The 20,436-nt window shown below is 63.5% G+C and carries 17 protein-coding genes and 1 pseudogene; 8 read left to right on the forward strand and 10 right to left on the reverse strand.

Annotated features, from left to right (window positions below; genetic code table 11):
• Nucleotides 1-3 precede the first annotated feature (3 nt).
• Nucleotides 4-75: pseudogene (locus ACB030_RS14160) on the reverse strand (DNA-binding response regulator); the annotation flags it as partial.
• 40 nt (nucleotides 76-115) lie between these two features.
• Entirely contained in the window at nucleotides 116-760 is a 645-nt protein-coding gene (locus ACB030_RS14165; RefSeq protein ID WP_139436512.1) for a response regulator transcription factor, read from the reverse strand.
• Nucleotides 761-919: 159 nt separating this feature from the next.
• On the opposite strand from ACB030_RS14165, the gene ACB030_RS14170 reads away from it, so the two are divergent.
• The gene (locus ACB030_RS14170; protein ID WP_371160615.1) at nucleotides 920-1,546 is read left to right on the forward strand and encodes a glutathione S-transferase N-terminal domain-containing protein; all 627 of its coding nucleotides are present in this window, start codon (nucleotides 920-922) and stop codon (nucleotides 1,544-1,546) included.
• Between the two features lie 70 nt (nucleotides 1,547-1,616).
• On the opposite strand, the gene ACB030_RS14175 is transcribed toward ACB030_RS14170, so the two are convergent.
• The 5 genes from ACB030_RS14175 to ACB030_RS14195 form a co-directional block, all read right to left on the reverse strand.
• Nucleotides 1,617-3,743 carry an alpha-amylase gene (locus ACB030_RS14175; protein ID WP_371160617.1) on the reverse strand — a complete coding sequence of 709 codons (2,127 nt, stop codon included), beginning with the start codon at nucleotides 3,741-3,743 and terminating at the stop codon, nucleotides 1,617-1,619.
• Between the two features lie 239 nt (nucleotides 3,744-3,982).
• The gene (locus ACB030_RS14180; protein WP_371160619.1) at nucleotides 3,983-5,149 is read right to left on the reverse strand and encodes a hypothetical protein; all 1,167 of its coding nucleotides are present in this window, start codon (nucleotides 5,147-5,149) and stop codon (nucleotides 3,983-3,985) included.
• Nucleotides 5,149-5,520, reverse strand: a complete 372-nt coding sequence (locus tag ACB030_RS14185; protein WP_005324511.1) for a GtrA family protein — start codon at nucleotides 5,518-5,520, stop codon at nucleotides 5,149-5,151. The genes ACB030_RS14180 and ACB030_RS14185 overlap by 1 nt, the downstream gene beginning before the upstream one ends.
• Nucleotides 5,517-6,554 (reverse strand): glycosyltransferase family 2 protein, encoded by a 1,038-nt coding sequence (locus ACB030_RS14190; protein ID WP_371160621.1) that lies wholly within the window; start codon nucleotides 6,552-6,554, stop codon nucleotides 5,517-5,519. The genes ACB030_RS14185 and ACB030_RS14190 overlap by 4 nt, the downstream gene beginning before the upstream one ends.
• Before the next feature lie 53 nt (nucleotides 6,555-6,607).
• Nucleotides 6,608-7,153: a hypothetical protein gene (locus tag ACB030_RS14195; protein WP_202046920.1), complete on the reverse strand. Its 546-nt coding sequence runs from the start codon at nucleotides 7,151-7,153 to the stop codon at nucleotides 6,608-6,610.
• A 310-nt stretch (nucleotides 7,154-7,463) separates the two neighbouring features.
• On the opposite strand from ACB030_RS14195, the gene ACB030_RS14200 reads away from it, so the two are divergent.
• The 4 genes from ACB030_RS14200 (at nucleotide 7,464) to ACB030_RS14215 (ending at nucleotide 10,811) form a co-directional block, all read left to right on the forward strand.
• On the forward strand, nucleotides 7,464-8,231 hold the full coding sequence (locus ACB030_RS14200; RefSeq protein ID WP_371160624.1) for a substrate-binding periplasmic protein: 768 nt from the start codon (nucleotides 7,464-7,466) through the stop codon (nucleotides 8,229-8,231).
• Between the two features lie 91 nt (nucleotides 8,232-8,322).
• Nucleotides 8,323-9,804, forward strand: coding sequence for a murein L,D-transpeptidase (locus tag ACB030_RS14205; RefSeq protein WP_371160626.1), 1,482 nt, complete (start codon nucleotides 8,323-8,325; stop codon nucleotides 9,802-9,804).
• 148 nt (nucleotides 9,805-9,952) lie between these two features.
• Nucleotides 9,953-10,498 carry a DUF882 domain-containing protein gene (locus ACB030_RS14210; RefSeq protein WP_371160628.1) on the forward strand — a complete coding sequence of 182 codons (546 nt, stop codon included), beginning with the start codon at nucleotides 9,953-9,955 and terminating at the stop codon, nucleotides 10,496-10,498.
• Between the two features lie 61 nt (nucleotides 10,499-10,559).
• Nucleotides 10,560-10,811, forward strand: coding sequence for a DUF3862 domain-containing protein (locus ACB030_RS14215; RefSeq protein WP_371160630.1), 252 nt, complete (start codon nucleotides 10,560-10,562; stop codon nucleotides 10,809-10,811).
• Nucleotides 10,812-10,904: 93 nt separating this feature from the next.
• Here the strand turns inward: ACB030_RS14215 and ACB030_RS14220 are convergent, their stop codons facing one another.
• Nucleotides 10,905-11,519 (reverse strand): trimeric intracellular cation channel family protein, encoded by a 615-nt coding sequence (locus ACB030_RS14220; RefSeq protein WP_371160632.1) that lies wholly within the window; start codon nucleotides 11,517-11,519, stop codon nucleotides 10,905-10,907.
• Between the two features lie 134 nt (nucleotides 11,520-11,653).
• A complete protein-coding gene (gene cysZ / locus ACB030_RS14225) occupies nucleotides 11,654-12,418 on the reverse strand; it encodes a sulfate transporter CysZ (protein ID WP_371160634.1) in 765 nt (254 codons plus the stop codon).
• A gap of 318 nt (nucleotides 12,419-12,736) precedes the next feature.
• Between cysZ and ACB030_RS14230 the strand changes: the two genes are divergently transcribed.
• The 3 genes from ACB030_RS14230 (at nucleotide 12,737) to ligA (ending at nucleotide 19,360) form a co-directional block, all read left to right on the forward strand.
• Complete coding sequence (locus tag ACB030_RS14230; RefSeq protein ID WP_371160636.1) at nucleotides 12,737-16,111, forward strand: AAA family ATPase; 3,375 nt, start codon at nucleotides 12,737-12,739, stop codon at nucleotides 16,109-16,111.
• A 15-nt stretch (nucleotides 16,112-16,126) separates the two neighbouring features.
• The gene (gene zipA, locus ACB030_RS14235) at nucleotides 16,127-17,254 is read left to right on the forward strand and encodes a cell division protein ZipA (protein ID WP_371160638.1); all 1,128 of its coding nucleotides are present in this window, start codon (nucleotides 16,127-16,129) and stop codon (nucleotides 17,252-17,254) included.
• Nucleotides 17,255-17,353: 99 nt separating this feature from the next.
• Nucleotides 17,354-19,360, forward strand: coding sequence for an NAD-dependent DNA ligase LigA (ligA, locus tag ACB030_RS14240; protein ID WP_371160640.1), 2,007 nt, complete (start codon nucleotides 17,354-17,356; stop codon nucleotides 19,358-19,360).
• A gap of 59 nt (nucleotides 19,361-19,419) precedes the next feature.
• Here the strand turns inward: ligA and ACB030_RS14245 are convergent, their stop codons facing one another.
• Nucleotides 19,420-20,394 (reverse strand): ABC transporter substrate-binding protein, encoded by a 975-nt coding sequence (locus ACB030_RS14245; RefSeq protein WP_371160642.1) that lies wholly within the window; start codon nucleotides 20,392-20,394, stop codon nucleotides 19,420-19,422.
• Between the last annotated feature and the right edge of the window lie 42 nt (nucleotides 20,395-20,436).

A 20,436-nucleotide genomic window follows, 5' to 3' on the forward strand; every position in this document is an offset into this window, starting at 1 on the left:
GGCTCAGCTCTCCTTGATATCCATCTGCTGCAGAGCGATGACCGCCTGGGTGCGGTTCTTGACCCCGAGCTTGCGGAGTATAGGCGTGATATGGGCCCTGAGGGTGGCAAGGGGCTCAGCTCTCCTTGATATCCATCTGCTGCAGGGCGATGACCGCCTGGGTGCGGTTCTTGACCCCGAGCTTGCGGAAGATGGCGGTGATGTGTGCCTTGATGGTGGCTTCGGAGACGTTGAGTTCCCAGGCGATCTGCTTGTTGAGGCTGCCGTCCCGCAGCATGATCAGCACCTTGTATTGCTGGGGGGTGAGGCTGGCCAGCTTGCTGGCGAAGTCGGGACCATCCTCGGACTCGGGGTGAAGGGAGATCCCTTCCGGCACCCAGTTATCCCCCCCGATCACCGTATTGAGGGCGCTGACCAGCTCCTTCATGGGTACCGACTTGGGAATGAAGCCCAGGGCCCCGAGGCGCAGCACCTGCTGGATGATGGCGGCATCTTCCGAGGCGGAGACAACTACGATGGGCAGATCCGGGTACTGGCCGCGCAGATAGGCCAGCCCCTCGAAGCCGTTGGCCCCCGGCATCTTGAGATCGAGCAGCAGCAGATCGACTTCGGGGTGCTCCGCGAGCAGGTGGGTCAGGCTGTCGATGGAGTCGGCCTCCAGCAGCCTGGCCTCGTCGATGGCCATGTGCACCGCTTGATAGAGGGCGCCCCGAAACAGGGGGTGGTCATCTGCGATGACGATGGTAAATTGGCTGTCCATTGCTCACATTTTTGCTAACTGATTGTTTTGAAAAATCAAACTAGCACTGCTCCCCAAGGGGGTCAAACTCGCAGGTGTGCAAATGTGAGGCGACCATGAGATGTCGTGCCCGCGGGGCCGATGCCGGGTCACGAACAACCCCAACGCAGGAGGCAATCAATGGGATCCTTGGTATTGACGGTAGGCACAGGTTCCACCTGGGCAATGCGGGCGTCGCTGGTGCTCGCCATGAGCGGACTGGAGTGGCAGGAGCAGGTGTTCGATCTGGAGGATGCCAAGGCGTTGCAGCGGCTCAAGCGCACGGCGCCAGCCGGGCTGGTGCCCTGGCTGGATGACGGTGAGCTGCGGATCCACGACTCCCTCGCCATCGCCGAGTATCTCCACGAGCTGTGCCCGGCGCGCCACCTCTATCCGGTGGATAGGGCCGAGCGGGCATTGGCCCGCAGCCTCTGCGCCGAGCTGCACTCGGGCTTTGGCCAGATCCGCAGTCGCTTGCCCTTCTTCCTCGGCGCGCCGACCCAGAGCGAGCCCCCGGTGGAGACCCTGGGGGAGCTGGCCCGGCTGCAGACGCTCTGGTCACAGGCTCGGGGGTCCTTCTACTTTGAGGAGGCGGGGATCCTCGATGCCTTCTATGCCGTGATGGCCTATCGGCTGGCGAGCTACGGCATTTCGCTGCCCGGTCAGGCGGGGGCCTATCAGCAAGCCTTGCTGGCCTGGCCCCTGTGGCAGCAGACCCTGGTCAAGGCGCGGCTGCAGTGGCCGGCCATCGCCCGGCAGCCGGCATGAGGTGAAGGGGCCTGCGCAATGAGAGAGGGGAGCCACTGGCTCCCCTCTCGTTTGTCTGGTACGGGCCGGGTTATGGCTGCCGGCCGGCGAACACCACCACCACCTTGTCGGCCCCCTTCTCCCGCACGAAGCTGTAGGGGGCATCGGAGAGCTTCTTGTGGCTGCCTGCCGCCACCGCCGGGTGGGCGGCGCGGAACTGGCCTAGCCTTTGCCAGTGCTTGACCAGCTCGGCCTTCTCGCCATTCCCCAGCTCCTGCCAGTTCATGTCGGATCGCACGCTCTGATCGAACACGCCGCCATCCTTGGCCAGCCCCCGGCCAGACTCGTCCCCGTAGTAGAGCTGGATGCCCCCCGGCAGCAGCATGAAGCTGTTGGCGACTCTGCGTTGCAGCGGCACGTCCTGATAGTCGCCAAAGAACAGCTTGGTGTCGTGGGAGCTGATGTAGCTCAGCACGTTGAACTCGGGATCCTGGTTGATGCGGCTGGCGTAGCTGGCATAGGTGGGCTCGGCTCCCGCCATGCACTGGGCCTGGGGCAGGGCGAACTCCCGCTGATAGTCGAAGTTGATCAGGGAATCGAAGCCGTTCTGGTACCAGAAATCCTTGGCGACCCCGTGATCCCACACCTCGCCCACCATGTAGAAGGGGAGGTTGTCGAGGGCCTTGTCCGGGTTGGCGGCCTTCCACTCCTTGAGCGCCGCCGTGCCCGCCTGCTTGAGTTTGGCCCAGACCGCTGGCTCCAGGTGCTTGACGGTGTCGGCCCGGAAGCCGTCGATACCGAAGCGGCGCACCCAGTCGGTGTGCCAGGCGATGAGGTAGTCGCTCACGGTGGCGTCGGGCAGGGTCTTGGCGCGGGTGTCTTGTTTCGCCGCCAGCAGCGGCGGCAGGCCCACCGGCTTGCTGGACTCGGTCAGGAAGTCCGGCAGCCCCGCCACCGAGCCGGTGACGTCGTCGGTGCCGGGTTGGGGGTAGCCGGGCAGACCGGCGCGCACCCAGTCAGGGCCCCACCATTTGCTACTCCAATCGCTCGATTGATAGTCGATGAACTGGTTGTAGCCATGCCAGTTGAGGCCGCCGCTCGGGCGCCACTCGTTCCAGCGGCTCGGCAGTTTGCCGGTGTTCTGGGTGAGATCGGTGAGCCCCAGATCCTGCAGGTCGGCCAGGGTGGCGTAGCCTGCGTGGTTCATCACCACGTCCAGGATGATCCGCATGCCGCGCTTGTGGGCCTCGTCCACCAGGGTCTTCAGGCTCTCCTCGTCGCCGTAGTTGGGGTCAATCCTGGTGAAGTCCAGCGCCCAGTAGCCGTGGTAGGCGTAGAAGGGGAAGCTGCCCTGCTCGCCGCCGCCGATGAAGCCGTGCACCTGCTCCACCATGGGGGTGATCCAGATGGCGTTCATGCCGAGGCTCTTGATGTAGTCGAGCTTCTCGGTCAGCCCCTTGAAGTCGCCCCCATGCCAGGTGGCGACCTCGTCCTGACCATCCTTCTGGCGGCCGAAGCTGTGATCGTTGGCGGGATCGCCGTTGTGGAAGCGGTCGGTCAGGAGGAAATAGACGCTCGCCTGATCCCAGCTGAAGGGAGCCGCCTTGGCCGCCTCGACCGGTTCGAGCAGCAGCAGGCCGCCGCTCTCCTTGCTCGGGGTCAGGGTCAGCTTGCCCTGTGTGACCACGGCCTCCTGCCTGGAGTAGGCATCCCGCAGCCGGGTGCCGTCGGGCCAGACTCCTTTCAGCGATACCGTCACCGGTCCACCATCCCAGGCGATACAGGGCTCTGTCGGGGGCTGGCGTTTGAACTCGCTCTTCCTGGTCGCCCGCAGCACCTTGAGGCTGGGGGTATCCGGGTTGAAGGTGAACTCGTAGTCCCCCGCCAGCATCACCCTCAGGGTGAAACTTGCCTCCTTGCTGCACTTGTCCATGGGCTGGGCGGTGCCGAAGGGGAGCGGCCTGGCCTCAGGTGGTCCGAAGCTGGTGCCGCAGCTGTTGCCCGCATCGCTGATGCGGATCTGGTGGCTCCCCTTGTCCAGCCTGTGGGTCAGGGTGACTGTGCCCTTGTCCAGCGTCAGCGCCTCGGCCACCGGTTTGCCATCCACATGGAGATGCACCTCGGGGGCGGCCAGCGCCTGACCGACGAACAGCGGCGTGGTCAGCAGGGCGAGCCACAGGGAGGATGGGCGGAGATCGAAACGAGGCGAGGGACGCATAGGCCATTCCTTGAGCTGAGTGAGGAGATCGGGTTCCGTTGAGGCACTCATTCTAGGGGCCCTGCGGGTGGGCTTGGACCGGCAAAATGCCGATTTGTGAGGTCAGTTCAAATGGTTACGTTTTCAAGCCCGGCAAAGTGTGATGGCCGCCCTGCTGCCCGGAGCGCGACGCCATAAAAAATGCCGGTCGATGGACCGGCATGTTCAGGTGGGGCTGTTCGCCTGCGGGCGAGCGCTCGTCAGACGGTAAAGAACTTGAAGTTGACGAAGGCCACCGCGATGAAGGAGGCGACCATGCCGCTGATGCAGAGCACCGCAGGGCGGATGGCGGGCCAGCGATGGGCCAGCAAGATGATGGCCAGCAGGGTCGGGTAGAGGCCGAACATGTAGCGCGGCATGGCGTTGAGCCCTGTCATCAGCGGTATGGTGCAGCAGATGAACATCAGGGTCGCCTCGGCCCAGCGCTTCTGGCTGAACAGGTAGCCGTTCAGGCACCAGCCGAAGATCACCATGATGGAGAGGTAGGCCTTGCGACCGCCCAGCTCGAAGCCGCTCAGCCACCAGTCCACGGGGCTGTCCATGTAGCGACCCCAGGCGACCTGGATGTGCTTGAAGGCGAGCGCATCCCCGGTCAGGTGATAGAGGTAGACCATGTAGGAGAAGAGGCCGAGGGGGATGAGCCAGAGGGTGAACACCACCTTGAAGGCCCGCTCGGTGAAGCGGAAGAACTCGCGCCAGCCATAGGCCTGCAGCGCCAGGATCAGCACGGGGAACACCATCATGACCCCCAGGTTGCGGGTCCCGGAGATGAAGATGCCGAGGAAGGCAACCATCAGCCACTGCTCGCGGTAGGCGAACAGGAACATGCCCAGCATCAGCGCCATGAACATGGGCTCGGTGTAGCCGGAGACGAAGTAGGCGGAGAAGGGGGAGAAGGCCAGCAGCCAGACCCCGAAGCGGGCGGTCTCATCCCCCAGCTTGAGCTGGCGCAGCACCAGCAGCATCAGCGGCAGGCTGATGAAGAAGGCGATGTTGGCCACCAGCATCAGGCCGATCAGGCTCTCCATGTTGAGCAGGCTGGAGAGCCCGCCGGCGAGCATGGGGTAGAGCGGCATGAAGGCCCAGTTCGCCGCGTTGCCCTTGCTCAGCCAGCGCGGGTAGAGGTCGTAGCCGTTCTCTATGATGCGCTGGAACCAGACGCAGTCGAACTGGCAATAGGCTTGCAGCGGGCCTATGTCGGGGGCGCCGTAGAGCTGGACACCGAAATAGCCCATGCCGTACAGGGCCACCCGGCTCAGCACGAAGGCGGCGATGATCATCAGCCAGTCGCGGCTGCTGATGCGCAGTGACGGGCGATAGGGGAGTGCATCCCCGGCGAGGGGAGGAGTATTGGTCATGTCATTCATCAGGCAAAAACCCAGACGCGAGAGAGTATGTAGGTGAGTACGGTAACGGTCAGGGTGGCAATCACCACCGGCAGCAGTCCGGAGAGACCCGCAAACAGCAGGCCGCTCAGGATGAGGTTACGCACCGCCAGGGAGAAGAGGGCGACCAGCAGAAACTTGCTGGCGGCACCTTGCTTCTGGAAGGTGATGTAGCGGTGGCCGAAAAACGAGAACCAGAACGCAATGGCAAAGGCCAGGGTCGTGACCAGATGCTCGGAGATGGCGGGCCAGGTGTGGAACAGGGCGATGGAGGTGCCCAGATCGACGAGGGTGGCCCCCCCGCCGACAAAACCGAAGCGAACCAGCCGCCAGAATTCCTCGCGGGAGATCATTGGGACGCCGGCTCCTGCTTGTCCGCATCCTGCGCCTTCTCACTCTGGGTTGCCGCCGCATCCGGCTGCTTGCCCGCGTCCTGCCGGGCATACTGGCCGTAGATCCCCTCGATGAGGTAGACCGGGCGCTGCTTCACTTCCACGAACATGCGGCCTATGTACTCGCCTATGATGCCGAGAGACAGCAGCTGAATGCCGCCGAGGAACAGCATTACCGACATCAGGGAGGCGTAGCCCGGCACATCGATGCCGAAGAAGAGCACCTGGGTGATGATCTTGAGGATATAGAGGAAGGCGATGAATGAGACGCCGACCCCCACGTAGCTCCAGACCCGCAGCGGCCAGCTGGAGAAGCTCATCAGGCCGTCGAGGGCGAAGTTCCACAGCTTCCAGTAGTTGAACTTGGTTTCACCGGCGTGGCGTGCCGGACGCTCGTAGGGGACGCCGACGGCACGGAAACCGGCCCAGGCGAAGAGCCCCTTCATGAAACGGTTGCGCTCGGGCAGTTGCTTGAGTGCCTCGACCACCTTGCGATCGATGAGTCGGAAGTCACCGGCGTTCTCCGGCAGCTTGGTGCTGGTGGAGAGCGCATTGAAGAAGCGGTAGAAGCCGCCGGCGGTGAGGCGCTTCATCGGGGTGTCGGCGCTGCGATCGACCCGGATGCCGTAGACGGTGTCGTAGTCACCGGTCTGCCACAGCTTGACGAACTCCAGGATGAGGGAGGGGGGATCTTGCAGATCCACGTCCATGGGGACCATGGCATCGCCCTTGGCCTGATGCAGGCCCGCGGTCATGGCCGCTTCCTTGCCGAAGTTGCGGGCCAGGTTGACCAGGGTCACGCGCGGGTCGCGGGCGATGGCCTGCTCGACCACTTCGCGGGTGCGGTCGCGGCTGCCGTCGTTGACGAACACGATTTCAAGCCGGTCTTTGAGGGGAGCCAGTTCGGTATCTATCGCGCTGATGAAGGCGTCTATGCTCTCTTCCTCGTTGTAAACGGGCACGATCAGAGAGAGTCGAAAATCGGCATGCGACATGGGAACTTCCTTATTGAAAGAATTATTTTATAAGACTGCTGGGATCTTCAGCTTCACTGAGCGACGGTCAGACGTACCGACTGGACGTTGAGCGGTGTCGGAGCGGAGAGCGCCAGGAAGTTGGGATGCTTGGGATCGGCCGTCAGGGAGTCGCCCGGCAGGTTGAGCCGGATCTCGTTGATGCCCGCCTTGGCCAGCTTGACCGTGGTGGTGAAATCATGACCCAGGGCCACCTTGAGCAGGGTGCCTGCTTGCGGGCTGTTGATCCTGGCCTGGATGGTGAGCTGCTCAGGTTGCGCCTGCTGCTTGGGCAACACGAAATAGAGGCCTCCCTTGCCACTGAGCTGGGTGCCTTCGGCACTGGGCTTCTTGGCCCAGCCTTCGCTCGAGAGGAAACGGCTCGGTTTGGTCAGGTTGAGCTCGTTGCCCGGCTGGTAAGTCATGCTGGAGTTGTGCTCCCAGAAGCGGGTCTTGCCTTCCAGGTAATAGAGCTTGTAAGCCAGGCTCACGTTGGGGTGAGCGGCCAGGTAGAGGGTGTAAAGGTAAAAACCGCTCAATGCCAGTATGGCAGCCAGAAAACCGAACTTTTTGTAGGTCATATTACTCACTCGATGCCCGACGGATAGGTAGGCTGGATTCGCGCATATGCTAATCCAATTGCAAAAAAAGCATAGTGGATCACAAAAATAAATTTGCTCACATATTAACCCCCTATCTCCCTGTATACCAAGGGGCTTTGGTGCCGTGCGCATCCTGCCTTTGCAGTGGGCTTTCAGCGTGGCCTGAGGCCCAGTTCTGTCCATGGCCTCATCAGGCAAATGGCTGATATTGCGCATTGCTGTGGCAGGATCTGTCGCCATTTCCCTTCGGCAGAATTAAGATGGGCCGTCCCGCCGTCAAGGATGACCCATGAGACTGCTATCTCTGTGCCTGCTTTGCTGCCTGCCCCTTCACTCGCTGTTGGCCCAACCACTCTGTTCTTCTCCCCTGCGCGTCGGTTTCGACGACTGGCCCCCTTATCACTATTACCAGCAGGAGAACGGTCACCGGGAGCTGCGCGGCTTCGCGGTCGAGTATCTCAATGCCGTCTCCGCCCGGCTGGGCTGCCGCCTCGTCTATGTGGAGCGTCCCTGGAAGCGGGGTCTGCACGATCTGGAACACGGCCGGCTGGACATCGTCATGGAGGCCTATTTCGTTGATGACAGAGAACGCTATGCCTGGTTTTCAACGGTTTACAACCCGGGGCGCACGGCGCTCTGGGTGCGCAAGTCTGGTACCAATGGAGAGCAGGATCTGGCGAACTGGCTGGCCAGGGGAAACAGACTGGGGGTGACCAAGGACTACTACTATGGCCCCGAAATAACCAGTCTGCTGCAGCGCTACCGCGCCCAGGTGAGCGAGGTCAATGATGTGCAAAACTATCGCAAGCTGGTACTGGGACGGATAGACGGATTTCTTGGGGATATTCTGGCCACTCCCTGGGGTCTGAAGAGAGAGGGACTGGCAGAGGAGGTCGTTCCTCATATCATGGGAGTCTATGAGACGCCGACCTTCTTCATGCTGAGCAAGAAGACCCTGTCGGAGGAGTTCGTGCAGCGTTTCAATCAGGCGCTCGAGGCCGTTGGCAAGAGCGAGGAGCATGAACTCATCTGGCGCCGCTACCTGCCCGCCCGCTAGCAAAGTCGCCGCCATTCCAGCATCATGGGCTCCTGACCGTGGCGCCTGACAGGCCGAAGTGAACCGATATGAGGTAAGCGTGGTAAGAAGCATGGGTAAGAAGTATTGGTTGGCATTGGCAAACCTTATCTGGTTGGGCTGCTGGCCGGCGGGCATGGTCCACGCCAGCACGGAACAGATGGTGGTGGCCAGTCCCAGCATCCAGCATGACTGGTATCAGAACAGCACCGCAGAGCAGGCGCGCCATGAGCTGGAGCTGCAACTGCAGGAGGCGGCGCTTGCCCAGTTGCACCCGGATTTCTATCGGCTCTGGCAGCAGTTGCAGAAGACCCCGGCGGACAGGCGCGGCGCCCTCTATGACGAAGCCTTCGGCAAGCTGGCGCGCTTCCAGCAAGCCTGGCGCGCCATGGACCTGGTCGCCCGCGAGCAGATGCAGACCCTCAAGCTCGACCTGACCAAGCCCCTGGCCCACGAGCCCCTGGGGGACAACCTGCTGGATCAGGTCAGGCAGCTCAGGCCCCAGGTCGCCGAATACGAGGCCGTGCGCGACGAAGTGCGCAAGCTGCTGGCCATGCCCATGGCCAAACACTGGCCGACCCTAGACATGCCGACCCTGCGAGCCGGGGAGAGTGCCACCGAGCTTGGGCAGATCCGCTCCATCCTCAACGAATTGGGGGACGGTGCCCCCACCCATCAGGACAGCCTCTACGACGCGGACACCGAGCAGGCCATCAAGCAGTTCCAGCGTCGCCACGGCCTGACCGCAGACGGCATCATAGGCCGCCAGACCCGCTCCTGGCTCAATACCGGGCCGCAAGTGCGCGCCAGCCTGCTGCTGCGCAACCTGTGGCGCCGGGATCTGGTGGATCACCTCGCCGGTCGCTACGTGCTGGTCAACATCCCGGATTACCGCCTGAGCGTGGTGGAGTCCGGCAGCGAGGTCTTTACCAGCCGGGTCATCGTCGGCAAGGAGCAGCGGGCCACCCCCATACTCGCGAGCGAGATCCGCTCCATCGTGCTCAACCCCGCCTGGCACGTGCCGCGCTCCATCCTGAGCAAGGACATTCTGCCCAAGCTGGGTCGGGATCCCGCCTATCTGGACCGCGAGCAGTTCGAGGTGATCGACGGCGAGGGTAATCCGGTGCAGTTCAGCGAGGATGGCTGGCACCATGCACTGGCGTCGGGCTTCCCTTACCGGTTGCGGCAAAAGCCGGGGGATCACAATGCCCTGGGGCGCTACAAGTTCTACCTGCCGAACAACGACGCCATCTACCTGCATTCGACGCCGCGCAAGGCCCTGTTCGAGCAGGGGGCGCGCGCCTTCAGCTCCGGCTGTATCCGGGTCGAGCACGCGGACGATCTGGCCGAGCTGCTGCTCGCCGACTCCCGCTATCAGCCGGACAAGGTGGCCAGCATACTGAAAGAGACTCAGACCAAGTGGCTGCCGTTAACCACTCCTATCCCTGTCTTCACCGTCTACTGGAGCAGCTGGATCGACGAAGAGGGGCGCCAGCAACTGCGCAATGACATTTACGGATTCGATCGAGTGAGCTTCCAGAGCCGCTTGCTGTGATCCCCGCCACAGAGTGAAGCGCCCGGCTCATGCCGGGCTTTTTCATGGGCCTTTGCGGTTTGACATGACTTTTATGGGCGGGTAGTTTCGGCCTCTGTATCATTTTCATTCACCACTGTTACTTCACTCTGGAATGGACGGACAACGGATGCTGGAACAAGAGATAAGCCGACGCCGTCTGCTGCTGGGGGCCGGTTGCCTGATGGGGGCCAGCCTGCTGTCGTTCCCGGCGGCGGCGAGCCGCAGCACGACAGGGCGTGAACTCAGCTTCTTCAACCTCAATACCGGCGAGCGGGTCAACGCCAGCTATTGGGAGAATGGCCGCTATCTGAACGATGGCCTGGCGGAACTCAACCATATCTTCCGCGACTATCGCCGCAACGAGGTGTTCAACATCGACAGGAGGCTGTTCGATCAGCTGTTTCTGCTGCAGCACAAGCTGGGCCGCAAGGGGGAAATTCAGCTTATCTCGGGCTATCGCTCCCCGGCCACCAATCGCCAGAAGCGCCAGCGCAGCCGTGGGGTCGCCAAACACAGCTACCACACCCTGGGGCAGGCGGTGGATGTGCGCATTCCCGGCGTGCAGCTGGCGCACCTGCGCAAGGCGGCCCTGAACCTCAAGGTCGGCGGCGTGGGTTACTACCCCTCCGACAACTTCGTCCACCTCGATACAGGCCCGGTACGGAGCTGGTAAGGGGTTGGCACAGGGTGGCCCCGAGCTGCTAGGCTCTGGACACTATCCAGAGGAGAGACAGATGAAGCATATTTTGCTTGGCGGGCTGATCGCCCTGTTGCTGACCGGGTGCAGCAAGCTGAACCGGGAAAACTACGACAAGCTGAAGATGGGGATCAGCTATGCCGAGGCGAGCGCCATCCTTGGCAAGGCGGAGCGCTGCGACGATGCGCTCGGTACCACCAGCTGCGTCTGGGGCGGGGAAGGCAAGAACATCAAGATCCGTTTCATCGCCGACAAGGCCACCTTCTTCAGTTCGGAAGGGATCAACTGAGTCAGTTTTACGCTGTCATCAGCAACAAAAAAGCGCCATCCGGCGCTTTTTTGTTGCGTGCAATCCAGCCGATCTGGCCAGAAACTGGCGCGTTCAGTGGGTGGCGTACTGGTAATTGAAGGTGGGGAGCCCCCACTTGAAGCGCACCGCCAGCAGCCGCAGCACGAAGCCGATACCGATGGCGCCGAAGGCGGCCCAGTCACTGGGCAGGCCCTGATCCAGCGCGAAGCAGTAGAGGGCGGCCGTCACCAGAGAGACGGCGGCGTAGAGCTCGCGCTTGAACACCAGCGGGATGCGCTGGCACAGGAGATCCCGCAGCACGCCGCCAAAGACGCCGGTCACCACCGCCATGATGCAGGCGATGCCGGCCCCGTGCCCCATCTCGAGCGCCCGGGCGGCGCCAAAGATGGAGAAGACCACCAGCCCCAGGGCATCGAGGGCCAGGAACAGCTTGCCGAGATAGCGCATCAGCGGAGCCGAGATGACCCCCGCCATGGCCGCCCCCGCCACCAGTACCACGTATTCGGGGTGCTCCACCCAGAGCAGGGGATAGTGGCCCAGCAGCACATCCCGGATGGTGCCTCCCCCTATGGCCGTCGCCGAGGCGATGATGACGACACCAAACAGATCCATCCGCCGCCGGCCCGCTGCCAGCGCGCCAGTCATCCCTTCGGCCACCAGGCCGAGCAAGAAGAGTGCATGTAACATGAGTTATCCCAGGGTGCGAGAAAGGTCCGCATCCTAACAAGCCTGGTCTGGCACGACAAGCACTCTCATCTTTGCATTAGATTAAGTAATGAAAAGGGGGCCCATGCCCCCGTTTTTGGTTATGACTGAGCCGCTCAGCGGCGGAGCTGCTCGTTGCGATACTGATCCACCCACATGGCGGTGGCGCCACAGATGGCGACCGGCATCACGAACAGATTGACCACGGGAATGGCGGAGAAGAGGGTGACCAGGGCACCGAAGCTCAGGCACTTGCCGCGGCGCTGCTTGAGGGCATCACGCATGGTGATGAAGTCGATCTTGTGGTTGTCGAACGGGTAGTCCACATACTGGATCGCCATCATCCAGGCGCTGAACAGGAACCAGAGCACAGGTGCCAGGGTCTGTCCCACCACCGGGATGAGGAACAGGATCAGGCAGCCGATGGCCTTGGGCAGGTAGTACTTCAGCTTGGTCCACTCCCGGCTGAAGGTGCGCGGCACGTCCTTGACCACATCCAGCATGCCGGTGTCGCTCACCGCCTCGCCGGTGAGGATCTGCTCCACCTTCTCTGCCAGCAGGCCGTTGAAGGGGGCCGCTATCCAGTTGATCACCGAGCTGAAGATGAAGGAGAACACCACCAGTATGGTGACCAGAGCGATGGGCCACAGCAGGTAGTCGAGCCAGGAGAGCCAGCTCGGGATCTGCTGGTGCAGCCAGGCGAACAGGCCATCAAGTTGCAGCAGCAGGGCATAGAAGGCGCCGGCGAACAGCACGAAGTTGACCAGCAGGGGGATCAGCACGAAGGTGCGGATGCCCGGCTGGCGGATGAGGGAGAAGCCGCGCAGGAAGTAGTCTGCACCGCTGACCGAATCTTTGACCATGTGAGGGGATTGGTTCATCTGAGATCCATCAATGAAGGGGTAGGGTGCCAGCATATTACAAACAAGCCTTTGATTTGGTAAAGTCGCCGACTATTCCTTATTTCGTGCCGTGGAGACTGAAAATCGGGCATTGAATGGGGATGATGTCTGCATATTACAAACAAAGCCGGGTCTGGATTTGGTAAAGTCGCCGACTATTCCTTATTTCGTGCCGTGGCGACTGAAAATCGGGCATTGAATGGGGATGATGCCTGCATATTACAAACAAAGCCGGGTCTGGATTTGGTAAAGTCGCCTGCCCGCCTCCTCTTTATTTCGCTACCCACATAGGCCGCCATGCGTCTGAAACTGATCAAACTCGCCGGCTTCAAGTCGTTCGTCGAGCCGACCCGCATCGAACTGTCGGCCGACATGACCGCCGTGGTGGGTCCCAACGGTTGCGGCAAGTCCAACGTCATCGACGCCGTGCGCTGGGTGCTGGGGGAGAGCTCGGCCCGCCACCTGCGCGGCGAGAACATGACGGACGTCATCTTCAACGGCTCCATCAACCGCAGCCCCCACGGCCGCGCCTCGGTGGAGCTGGTGTTCGACAACCCCCACAACCGGGTGCCCGGTGAATTTGGCCGTTATACCGAGATCTCGGTGCGCCGGGAGGTGCTGCGCGACGGCTCCAACCACTACCAGATCAACGGCCAGAAGTGCCGCCGCAAGGACGTGACCGATCTCTTCCTCGGCACCGGTCTGGGTCCGCGCAGCTACGCCATCATAGAGCAGGGCACCGTCAGCCGGCTGGTGGAGTCGCGCCCGGCGGACCTCAAGCTCTTCATGGAGGAGGCAGCGGGGGTCTCCCGCTACAAGGAGCGGCGCCGGGAGACGGAGCAGCGCATCCGCCACACCCAGGAGAACCTGGAGCGCCTTGGCGACATTCGTGGCGAGCTGGGCTCCCGCCTCGAGCACCTCAAATCCCAGGCCGAAACCGCCGAGCGTTACAAGCAGCTCAAGGGCCGCTCGCGCGCCGCAAGGGCCGAGCTCATCGGTTCCGAGCTGTGGGCGCTGGAGACCCGCCTCGGCGAGGCCAAGAGCGAGCTGGCGCAGGCCGAGCAGGCGCTGGCGGCGCTAGATGCCAAGCGCACCGCCGATGAGGGGCGCCACGTCACCCTGTCGGTGGCCCGCCAGGAGGCCCAGGCCGAGCAGGCGAGTCGCCAGCAGCAGATCTTCCTCGGCGGCCAGGCCATCGCCCGCCTAGAGCAACAGCAGCTTCACCAGACCGAGCTCGGTCGCGACTGGCAGGTGCGGCGTCAGGCCCTCGGCGAGCGTATCGACGGCATCAAGGCCCAGCTGGCCAGCCAGCAGGAGCAGCAGGCCGAGGGCGTCCTTCAGGGGGAGGTGGAGTCGGCGCGCCTCGAACAGTGTGAGCAGTTACTTGCCGATCAGCAGGCTCTTCGCCTCGCGGCCGGCGAGCGGCTGGAGCTGGCTCGCCAACGCCAGCAGCAGTGGCAGCAGCAGCTCGGCCAGGCACAGGGCAGGCTCAACCAGACCCGCACCCAGGTGAATGGCCTGCAGGAGCTGCAGGCCAAGACCCGGCTGGCGCGACTCAAGCTGGCGGATGAACGCGCAGGCCCCCTCGGCGGGGAAGGTGAGAGCCTGCAACCCGCGCTGGATGCCCTGTCGGATGAGCTGATACAATCCCGGGCCCGCCAGGGGGAGCTGGAGGCGCAATGGCAGGCCAGCGTGGCCGGCCACGAGGCCCTCAAAGAACGGCGGGATCGGCAGGGCGGCCTGCTGCGCGAGCTCGGCGCCCGCCTCACCACTCTTAATCAGATGCTGGGGGAGCAGATGCTGGGCACCACCCTGGCGGATCGGCTGCAGGTCGCCCCCGAGTGGGCCCAGGCGCTGGACAAGGTGCTTGGGCGCTGGCTCACCGCCCAGCCGGGGGATGAATGCAACCTCGAGCAGGGCGGGCTCTGGATAGGCCCGGCTCACCCTGCGGTGCCTGGCACTCTGGCGGCCCGGCTCGAGGGGGATCACATCCCCGCCTTCCTCAACGTCATCTGGCTGGCCGATGACAGGGAGGCGGCCCTGGCCCGCCAGTCATCTCTCCTGGCCGGTGAGTCTGTGCTGACCCCGGCGGGGGAGTGGTTTGGCCCGAACTGGGCCGATCTCGGTCAGGGCGGCGCCCTCGGCACCCTGGCGCTGCTCGGTGAACGTGAGCGGTTACACACCGAACTGACCGCAGGGGAGCAGGCGCTGGTTCAGCTGGATGCCCAGTTGAAGGCCGCAGATGCCGACCGCGCCCATTTGCACAGCGCCTTTGAGGCGAGCCAGCGCACCCTGCGCGAGCAGGAGCTGCGATGGCAGCAACTGCGGGAAGCCTGGAGCCTGCAGCAGGGTCAGCGGCAGGAGCGGTTGCTGCGCCTCGGCCTGCTTGGGGAAGAGCTTGCCCGGCTGGACAAGGAGCAGGCCGAGGAGGCCGAGCGACTGGCTGCGGCCCAGCAGCAGCTCGAGCTGGAAGAGGTGCACCTTGCCGAGCTGCAGGAGCAGGGAGAGCCGCTTGCGGAGGCACTCTTGCTGGCCCAGGAAGGGGTCACAGGTGCCGAGCGGGCGCTGGAGGAGGCGCGTGCGCGCCGGGAGCAGCAGCAGGCAAGCTGCCAGCGCTGGCAACTGGCGCAGCAAAATCTGGCGCAGCTCATCGCCCTGCGCGAGCAGGAGCTGGCCCGGCTCGGTCTGGAACTGGCCGAGCTCAAGGGACCGGACGCCCAGGCGGTGCAGGACATCTCGCCCCTGCTGGCGGAGCAACGCAACCTGGAGGCGCAGCAGCTCGCCTGCCATCAGCGGCTCGCCGAGCTGGAGCGCCAACTGGCCGAGTTGGAGCAGGCCAGAAGCGCCGACCACAAGCAGCTGGTGGCCCTGCAGGAGAAGCTGGCCCAGCTCAGGCTGGAGCGGGAGCGCAACCTGACCCGGAGACAGGGGCTGCACGAGCAGTTCGACGAGCTGGGCGTGCGTCTGGTGGATCTCGACCAGGCCGTGCTGATCGCCGCCGATCGCGGCAAGCTGCGCCAGGAGATCTCGACGCTGGAGGCTCAGGTGGAGGCACTTGGCGCCATCAACCTGGCGGCGCTGGAGGAGTATGAAGAGGCGAAAACCCGCGCAAGCTACCTGGAAAACCAGTGCCAGGATCTGGAGCAGGCGCTGGAAACTCTGAGCCAAGCCATTAAAAGAATTGATAAAGAAACACAAATACGGTTCCGCGACACTTTCGATAAGGTCAACGAAGATTTAAAATCCCTGTTCCCGAAAGTGTTCGGGGGGGGCAGTGCCTGGCTTGAGCTGACCTCGGACGATCTTTTGGAAGCCGGAGTGAGCATCATGGCAAGACCTCCGGGCAAGAAGAATGCTACCATTGCCCTGCTTTCCGGGGGGGAGAAGGCGCTAACCGCCCTTGCGCTGGTTTTTGCCATCTTCAGACTCAATCCAGCACCCTTCTGTCTGCTGGATGAGGTGGATGCACCGCTCGATGAAGTGAACGTGGGTCGCTTCTGTTCTCTTGTCAAAGAGATGTCGAGCACAGTACAGTTCGTTTACATCAGTCATAATAAGGTCTCCATGGAGATGGCCGAGCAGCTGATAGGCGTCACGATGCAAGAGCCCGGGGTTTCTCGCATCGTGTCGGTTGACATCGGTGAAGCCGTCGCTTTGGCTGAGCAAAACTAGAAAGAGAAGCAGCTAATGCAGGAATTGCGTTACATCTTGGTTGCCCTGGGCGGTATTGCCATTGCGGCATTGCTCATTCACGGGTTGTGGAGCAACAGAAAGAACCGTCAGGCACCGATCAAGGAAAAACCCCTGGGTCGTATGGAATCCAAGTCACGGGCTCGTGACGGCGATGCGTTTGACAGCGATGGCATTGGTCAGGTGCGTGTGGTCAGCGGCGGCCGTCGTGCCGAGCCCAAGCTGCGCAGCGACGAGGCCCATCAGCCGGAACCCCGCCGTGCCGCCACAGTACCCGCCTTCGATGAGGACGAGGATGACGATCTGCCGCCGCCCGTGGTGCGCAAGCCAGCCCCCCGTCCGGTGACGCCGCCACCCGTCTATGAAGAAGAAGACGAGTATGAGGAGCCGAGCGCCGAGCCTGTCGAAGAGGTGCCTGCCGCGCCGGTACGCAAGCCTGCCCAGGTGATCCGCCGCACCCCGGTGCACCGCTCCCGCCCCCAACGCGAACCCATGATGCAGCCACTGGACGACGAGCCGCTGGTGGAGCCGGCCTACGCCCAGGCGCCGACCTTCGGTGCCCGCGAGCCCGCGCCGCAGCCACAAGCCCGCTATGCCCAGCCCGCGCCTGCGTATGAAGAGCCCGATTATGATGACGAGCCCGCCTACGAAGAGCCGGTCCAGGTGGCCGAGCCCGTCCAGGAGCAGCCGCCGGTCGAGAAGATCTGGCAGGACGTCTATGTCATCAACCTGATGGCCCGTCCTGGTCACGATCTGCAAGGGGCGACCCTGCTCTCCTCCCTGCTGGCGCTGGGCTTCAAGTTTGGCGAGATGGATATCTTCCACCGTCACGAGGATCTGGGCGGCAAGGGTGAAGTGCTCTTCTCCATGATCAACATGGTCAAGCCGGGTACCTTTAATCCCTATCGCATGGAGCAGTTCAGCACCCCGGGTGTGTCCCTCTTCATGCAGCTGCCCCTGCGCAGCAACGCGGCCTTTGCGTTCGAGCACATGCTGCAGGCGGCGGATCAACTGGCAAGCGATCTCGATGCCATGCTGACCGATGCCTCGCGCAGCCCGCTGAGCGACGACGACATTGCCCGTTATCGCCACGAGCTGGCTGCCTACGAGGCCAGCCGCGACTGATGTGCCATGTGGCCTCAGCCATGAAAAGTGCGGTACCCCGGTGCCGCATTTTCATTTCTGCCCCAGACTGATTGTTCCATCACACTTCGAGACTTCTTCATGAGCGACATCCTCTTCCGCCACCGTCAACTGTGTGAGCTGCTGACCGAATACGGCCATCAGTACTATGTGCTGGATGAGCCGACTGTGCCGGACGCCGAATACGATCGCCTGATGCGCGAGCTGATTGCGCTCGAGGCCGAGCACCCCGAGCTGAAAACCCCGGCCTCCCCCAGCGTGCGGGTCGGCGGCCAGCCGCTCTCGGCCTTCAGCCAGGTGCGCCACGAGATCCCCATGCTGAGCCTGGACAACGTCTTCAGTGACGAAGAGCTGCAGGCCTTCGAGCAGCGCATGCGCGATCGCCTCAAGCGCGAGCTGAACTTCACCTTCTGCTGCGAGCCCAAGCTCGACGGTCTGGCGGTCAGCCTGCTCTATGTGGACGGCCAACTGGTGCAGGCGGCCACCCGGGGCGATGGCGCCACGGGGGAGGAGATCACCGAGAACGTGCGCACCATCAAGGCCATTCCGCTCGCGCTGCGTGGCACGGGCTGGCCTGCGCGGCTGGAGGTGCGCGGCGAAGTCTTCATGCCCAAGGCCGGTTTCGAGGCGATGAATGCCAAGGCGCTGGCGGCAGGGGAGAAGGTGTTCGTCAACCCGCGCAACGCCGCCGCCGGCAGCCTGCGCCAGCTCGATTCCCGCATCACCGCCAGCCGTCCCCTGAGCTTCTACGCCTATGGCGTGGGCGTGGGCGGCGACGAGCTGGGGAACTCCCACTTCGCTCGCCTCAATCAGCTCAAGGCCTGGGGGCTGCCGCTCAGCCCCGAGGTGAAGCTCAAGGAGGGGGCGGCCGGTTGCCAGGCCTTCCACGACGACATCCTGGCCCGCCGCAGCGAGCTGCCCTACGAGATCGACGGCGTGGTCTACAAGGTCGACGACATAGCACTGCAACAGGAGCTCGGCTTCGTGGCCCGGGCCCCGCGCTGGGCCACCGCCCACAAGTTCCCGGCAGAAGAGGAGATGACCCTGCTGGAGAATGTCGAGTTCCAGGTGGGCCGCACCGGCGCCGTGACCCCGGTGGCCAAGCTCAAACCCGTGTTCGTCGGTGGCGTCACCGTATCCAATGCCACCCTGCACAATGCCGACGAGATTGAACGCCTTGGCGTCATGATCGGCGACACCGTGATAGTGCGTCGGGCGGGGGACGTGATCCCGCAGATAGTGGCAGTGGTAGAGGCCCAGCGCCCCGCGGATGCTCGGGAGATCCTCTTCCCCACCCAGTGCCCTGTGTGCGGCTCTGCGGTGGAGCGGCTGGAAGGGGAGGCGGTGACCCGCTGCTCAGGCGGCCTGTTCTGCGAGGCGCAGCGCAAGGAGGCGATAAAGCACTTCGCGGCGCGGCGCGCCATGGACGTGGACGGTCTGGGTGACAAGATAGTGGAGCAGCTGGTGGACAAGGGGCTGGTGAAGACCCCGGCGGATCTGTTCAGCCTCAATGCCATCCAGCTGGCGGGTCTCGAGCGGATGGGGCAAAAATCCGCCCTCAATCTGGTGGCCGCCATCGACAAGGCCCGCAGCACCACCCTGCCCCGCTTCCTGTTTGCCTTGGGCATTCGCGAGGTGGGGGAGGCGACTGCCTTGAACCTCGCCAACCACTTCCTCACCCTGGATGCCCTGCGTGCCGCCTCGGTGGAGCAGCTGCTGGAGGTGGCCGACGTGGGGGACATAGTGGCCAAGCATGTCTACTACTTCCTGCGCCAGCCCCACAACATAGAGGTGCTCGACGCCCTGCTGGCCGCCGGCATCCACTGGCCGGCCATCGAGAAGAAGGAGGCAAGCGATCAGCCCTTCGCCGGCAAGACCTTCGTGCTGACCGGTACCCTCACCACCTTGTCGCGCAACGATGCCAAGGCGGCGCTGCAGGCCCTGGGGGCCAAGGTGGCGGGCTCGGTGTCGGCCAAGACAGATGTGCTGGTGGCAGGGGAAGCCGCCGGCTCCAAGCTCGCCAAGGCGCAGGAGCTCGGCATCACCATCTGGACCGAAGAAGAGTTGCAGGCGGCGATCCAGCCCTGAGTTGACAGGGACACAATAAAACAGACCCGGCCAGATGGCCGGGTCTGTTGTTTTTGGGCTCAGTCGACATAGATCACCCGCCCCTGCCATCTTGATGGCGCCTCAAGTTGCCAGCGTGCCAGCTCGCTCTTGCTGAACAGGTATTCACCGCGCTGGGCGGCGCGGGGGGAGAGGGCCCCCGGCGCCGTGCCCGCCAGTATGGCATTGGCGAGCTCTGCCGCCTTCTCCCCCTGGGGGCGACCATCGAGCACCAGGCCGCCTATGGTGCGACCCGGCCCCACCGCAAAGTCCCAGAAACCGAACAGGGGCACTGGGCTGTGGGCGCTGGTCCAGGCCAGCACCTGCTGCTCGCCCACATGCAGCCCCTGCTCGTCGGTGAGGGTGTGATAGAGGCCGAGGAAAATCGCTTCATAGCCGTTCTGCCGACTGGCGAGCACCGCCTCCTGCCAGCGCCTGTAGTCGGTGAATTGCCGGCTGCTCACCCGGGTCTGGCCAACCCGCAGCTCGCTGCGGGCCTTGAACTCCTCCTCGATGGCGGTGCGCGCCACCTCGCTCTCGTCAAACAGCACCAGCGCCTGCCTGATGCCCCCCATCAGCTGGCTCATCTCGCTGATGTTGCGCTTGAGCAGGGGACGCTCCAGCACGCCTGTGATCTGGGGATGGCCGACCAGTCCCTTGGGGCGCGGGTTTTCGTTCATGCCGAGAAATACCACAGGGGTGCCCAGGGCGGCGATGGGGCGGGCGAGGGCGTTGATGGCGTTGTCATCGCCGAGCACGACCAGCGCCGGTTTGCGCGCCTGATAGGCCGCCATCCCCTGGCTGACGAGCTGATCCTGCGTCTGGTGAGGCTGACGCTTGGTATCCAGGTAGAGGTGGCTGATGTGGTGATTGCCCTTGAGGTGCTTCTTCAGGGCGGCGCTATAGCTCTGATCCCACAGATTGGCCTGATGGTAGCTGCTGATCACCAGGATCTCGGCGGCCATCAGCTGGAGCGGGAAAAGGGCTAACAGGTGCCACACCTTGGTCACGTTCATCTTCCATGGACAGGGGAGTGCACCCATTATGTGCGTTCCGGC

Origin of the sequence: Aeromonas sp. S16(2024), from assembly GCF_041403065.1 — a bacterium.
Classification (GTDB): domain Bacteria; phylum Pseudomonadota; class Gammaproteobacteria; order Enterobacterales; family Aeromonadaceae; genus Aeromonas.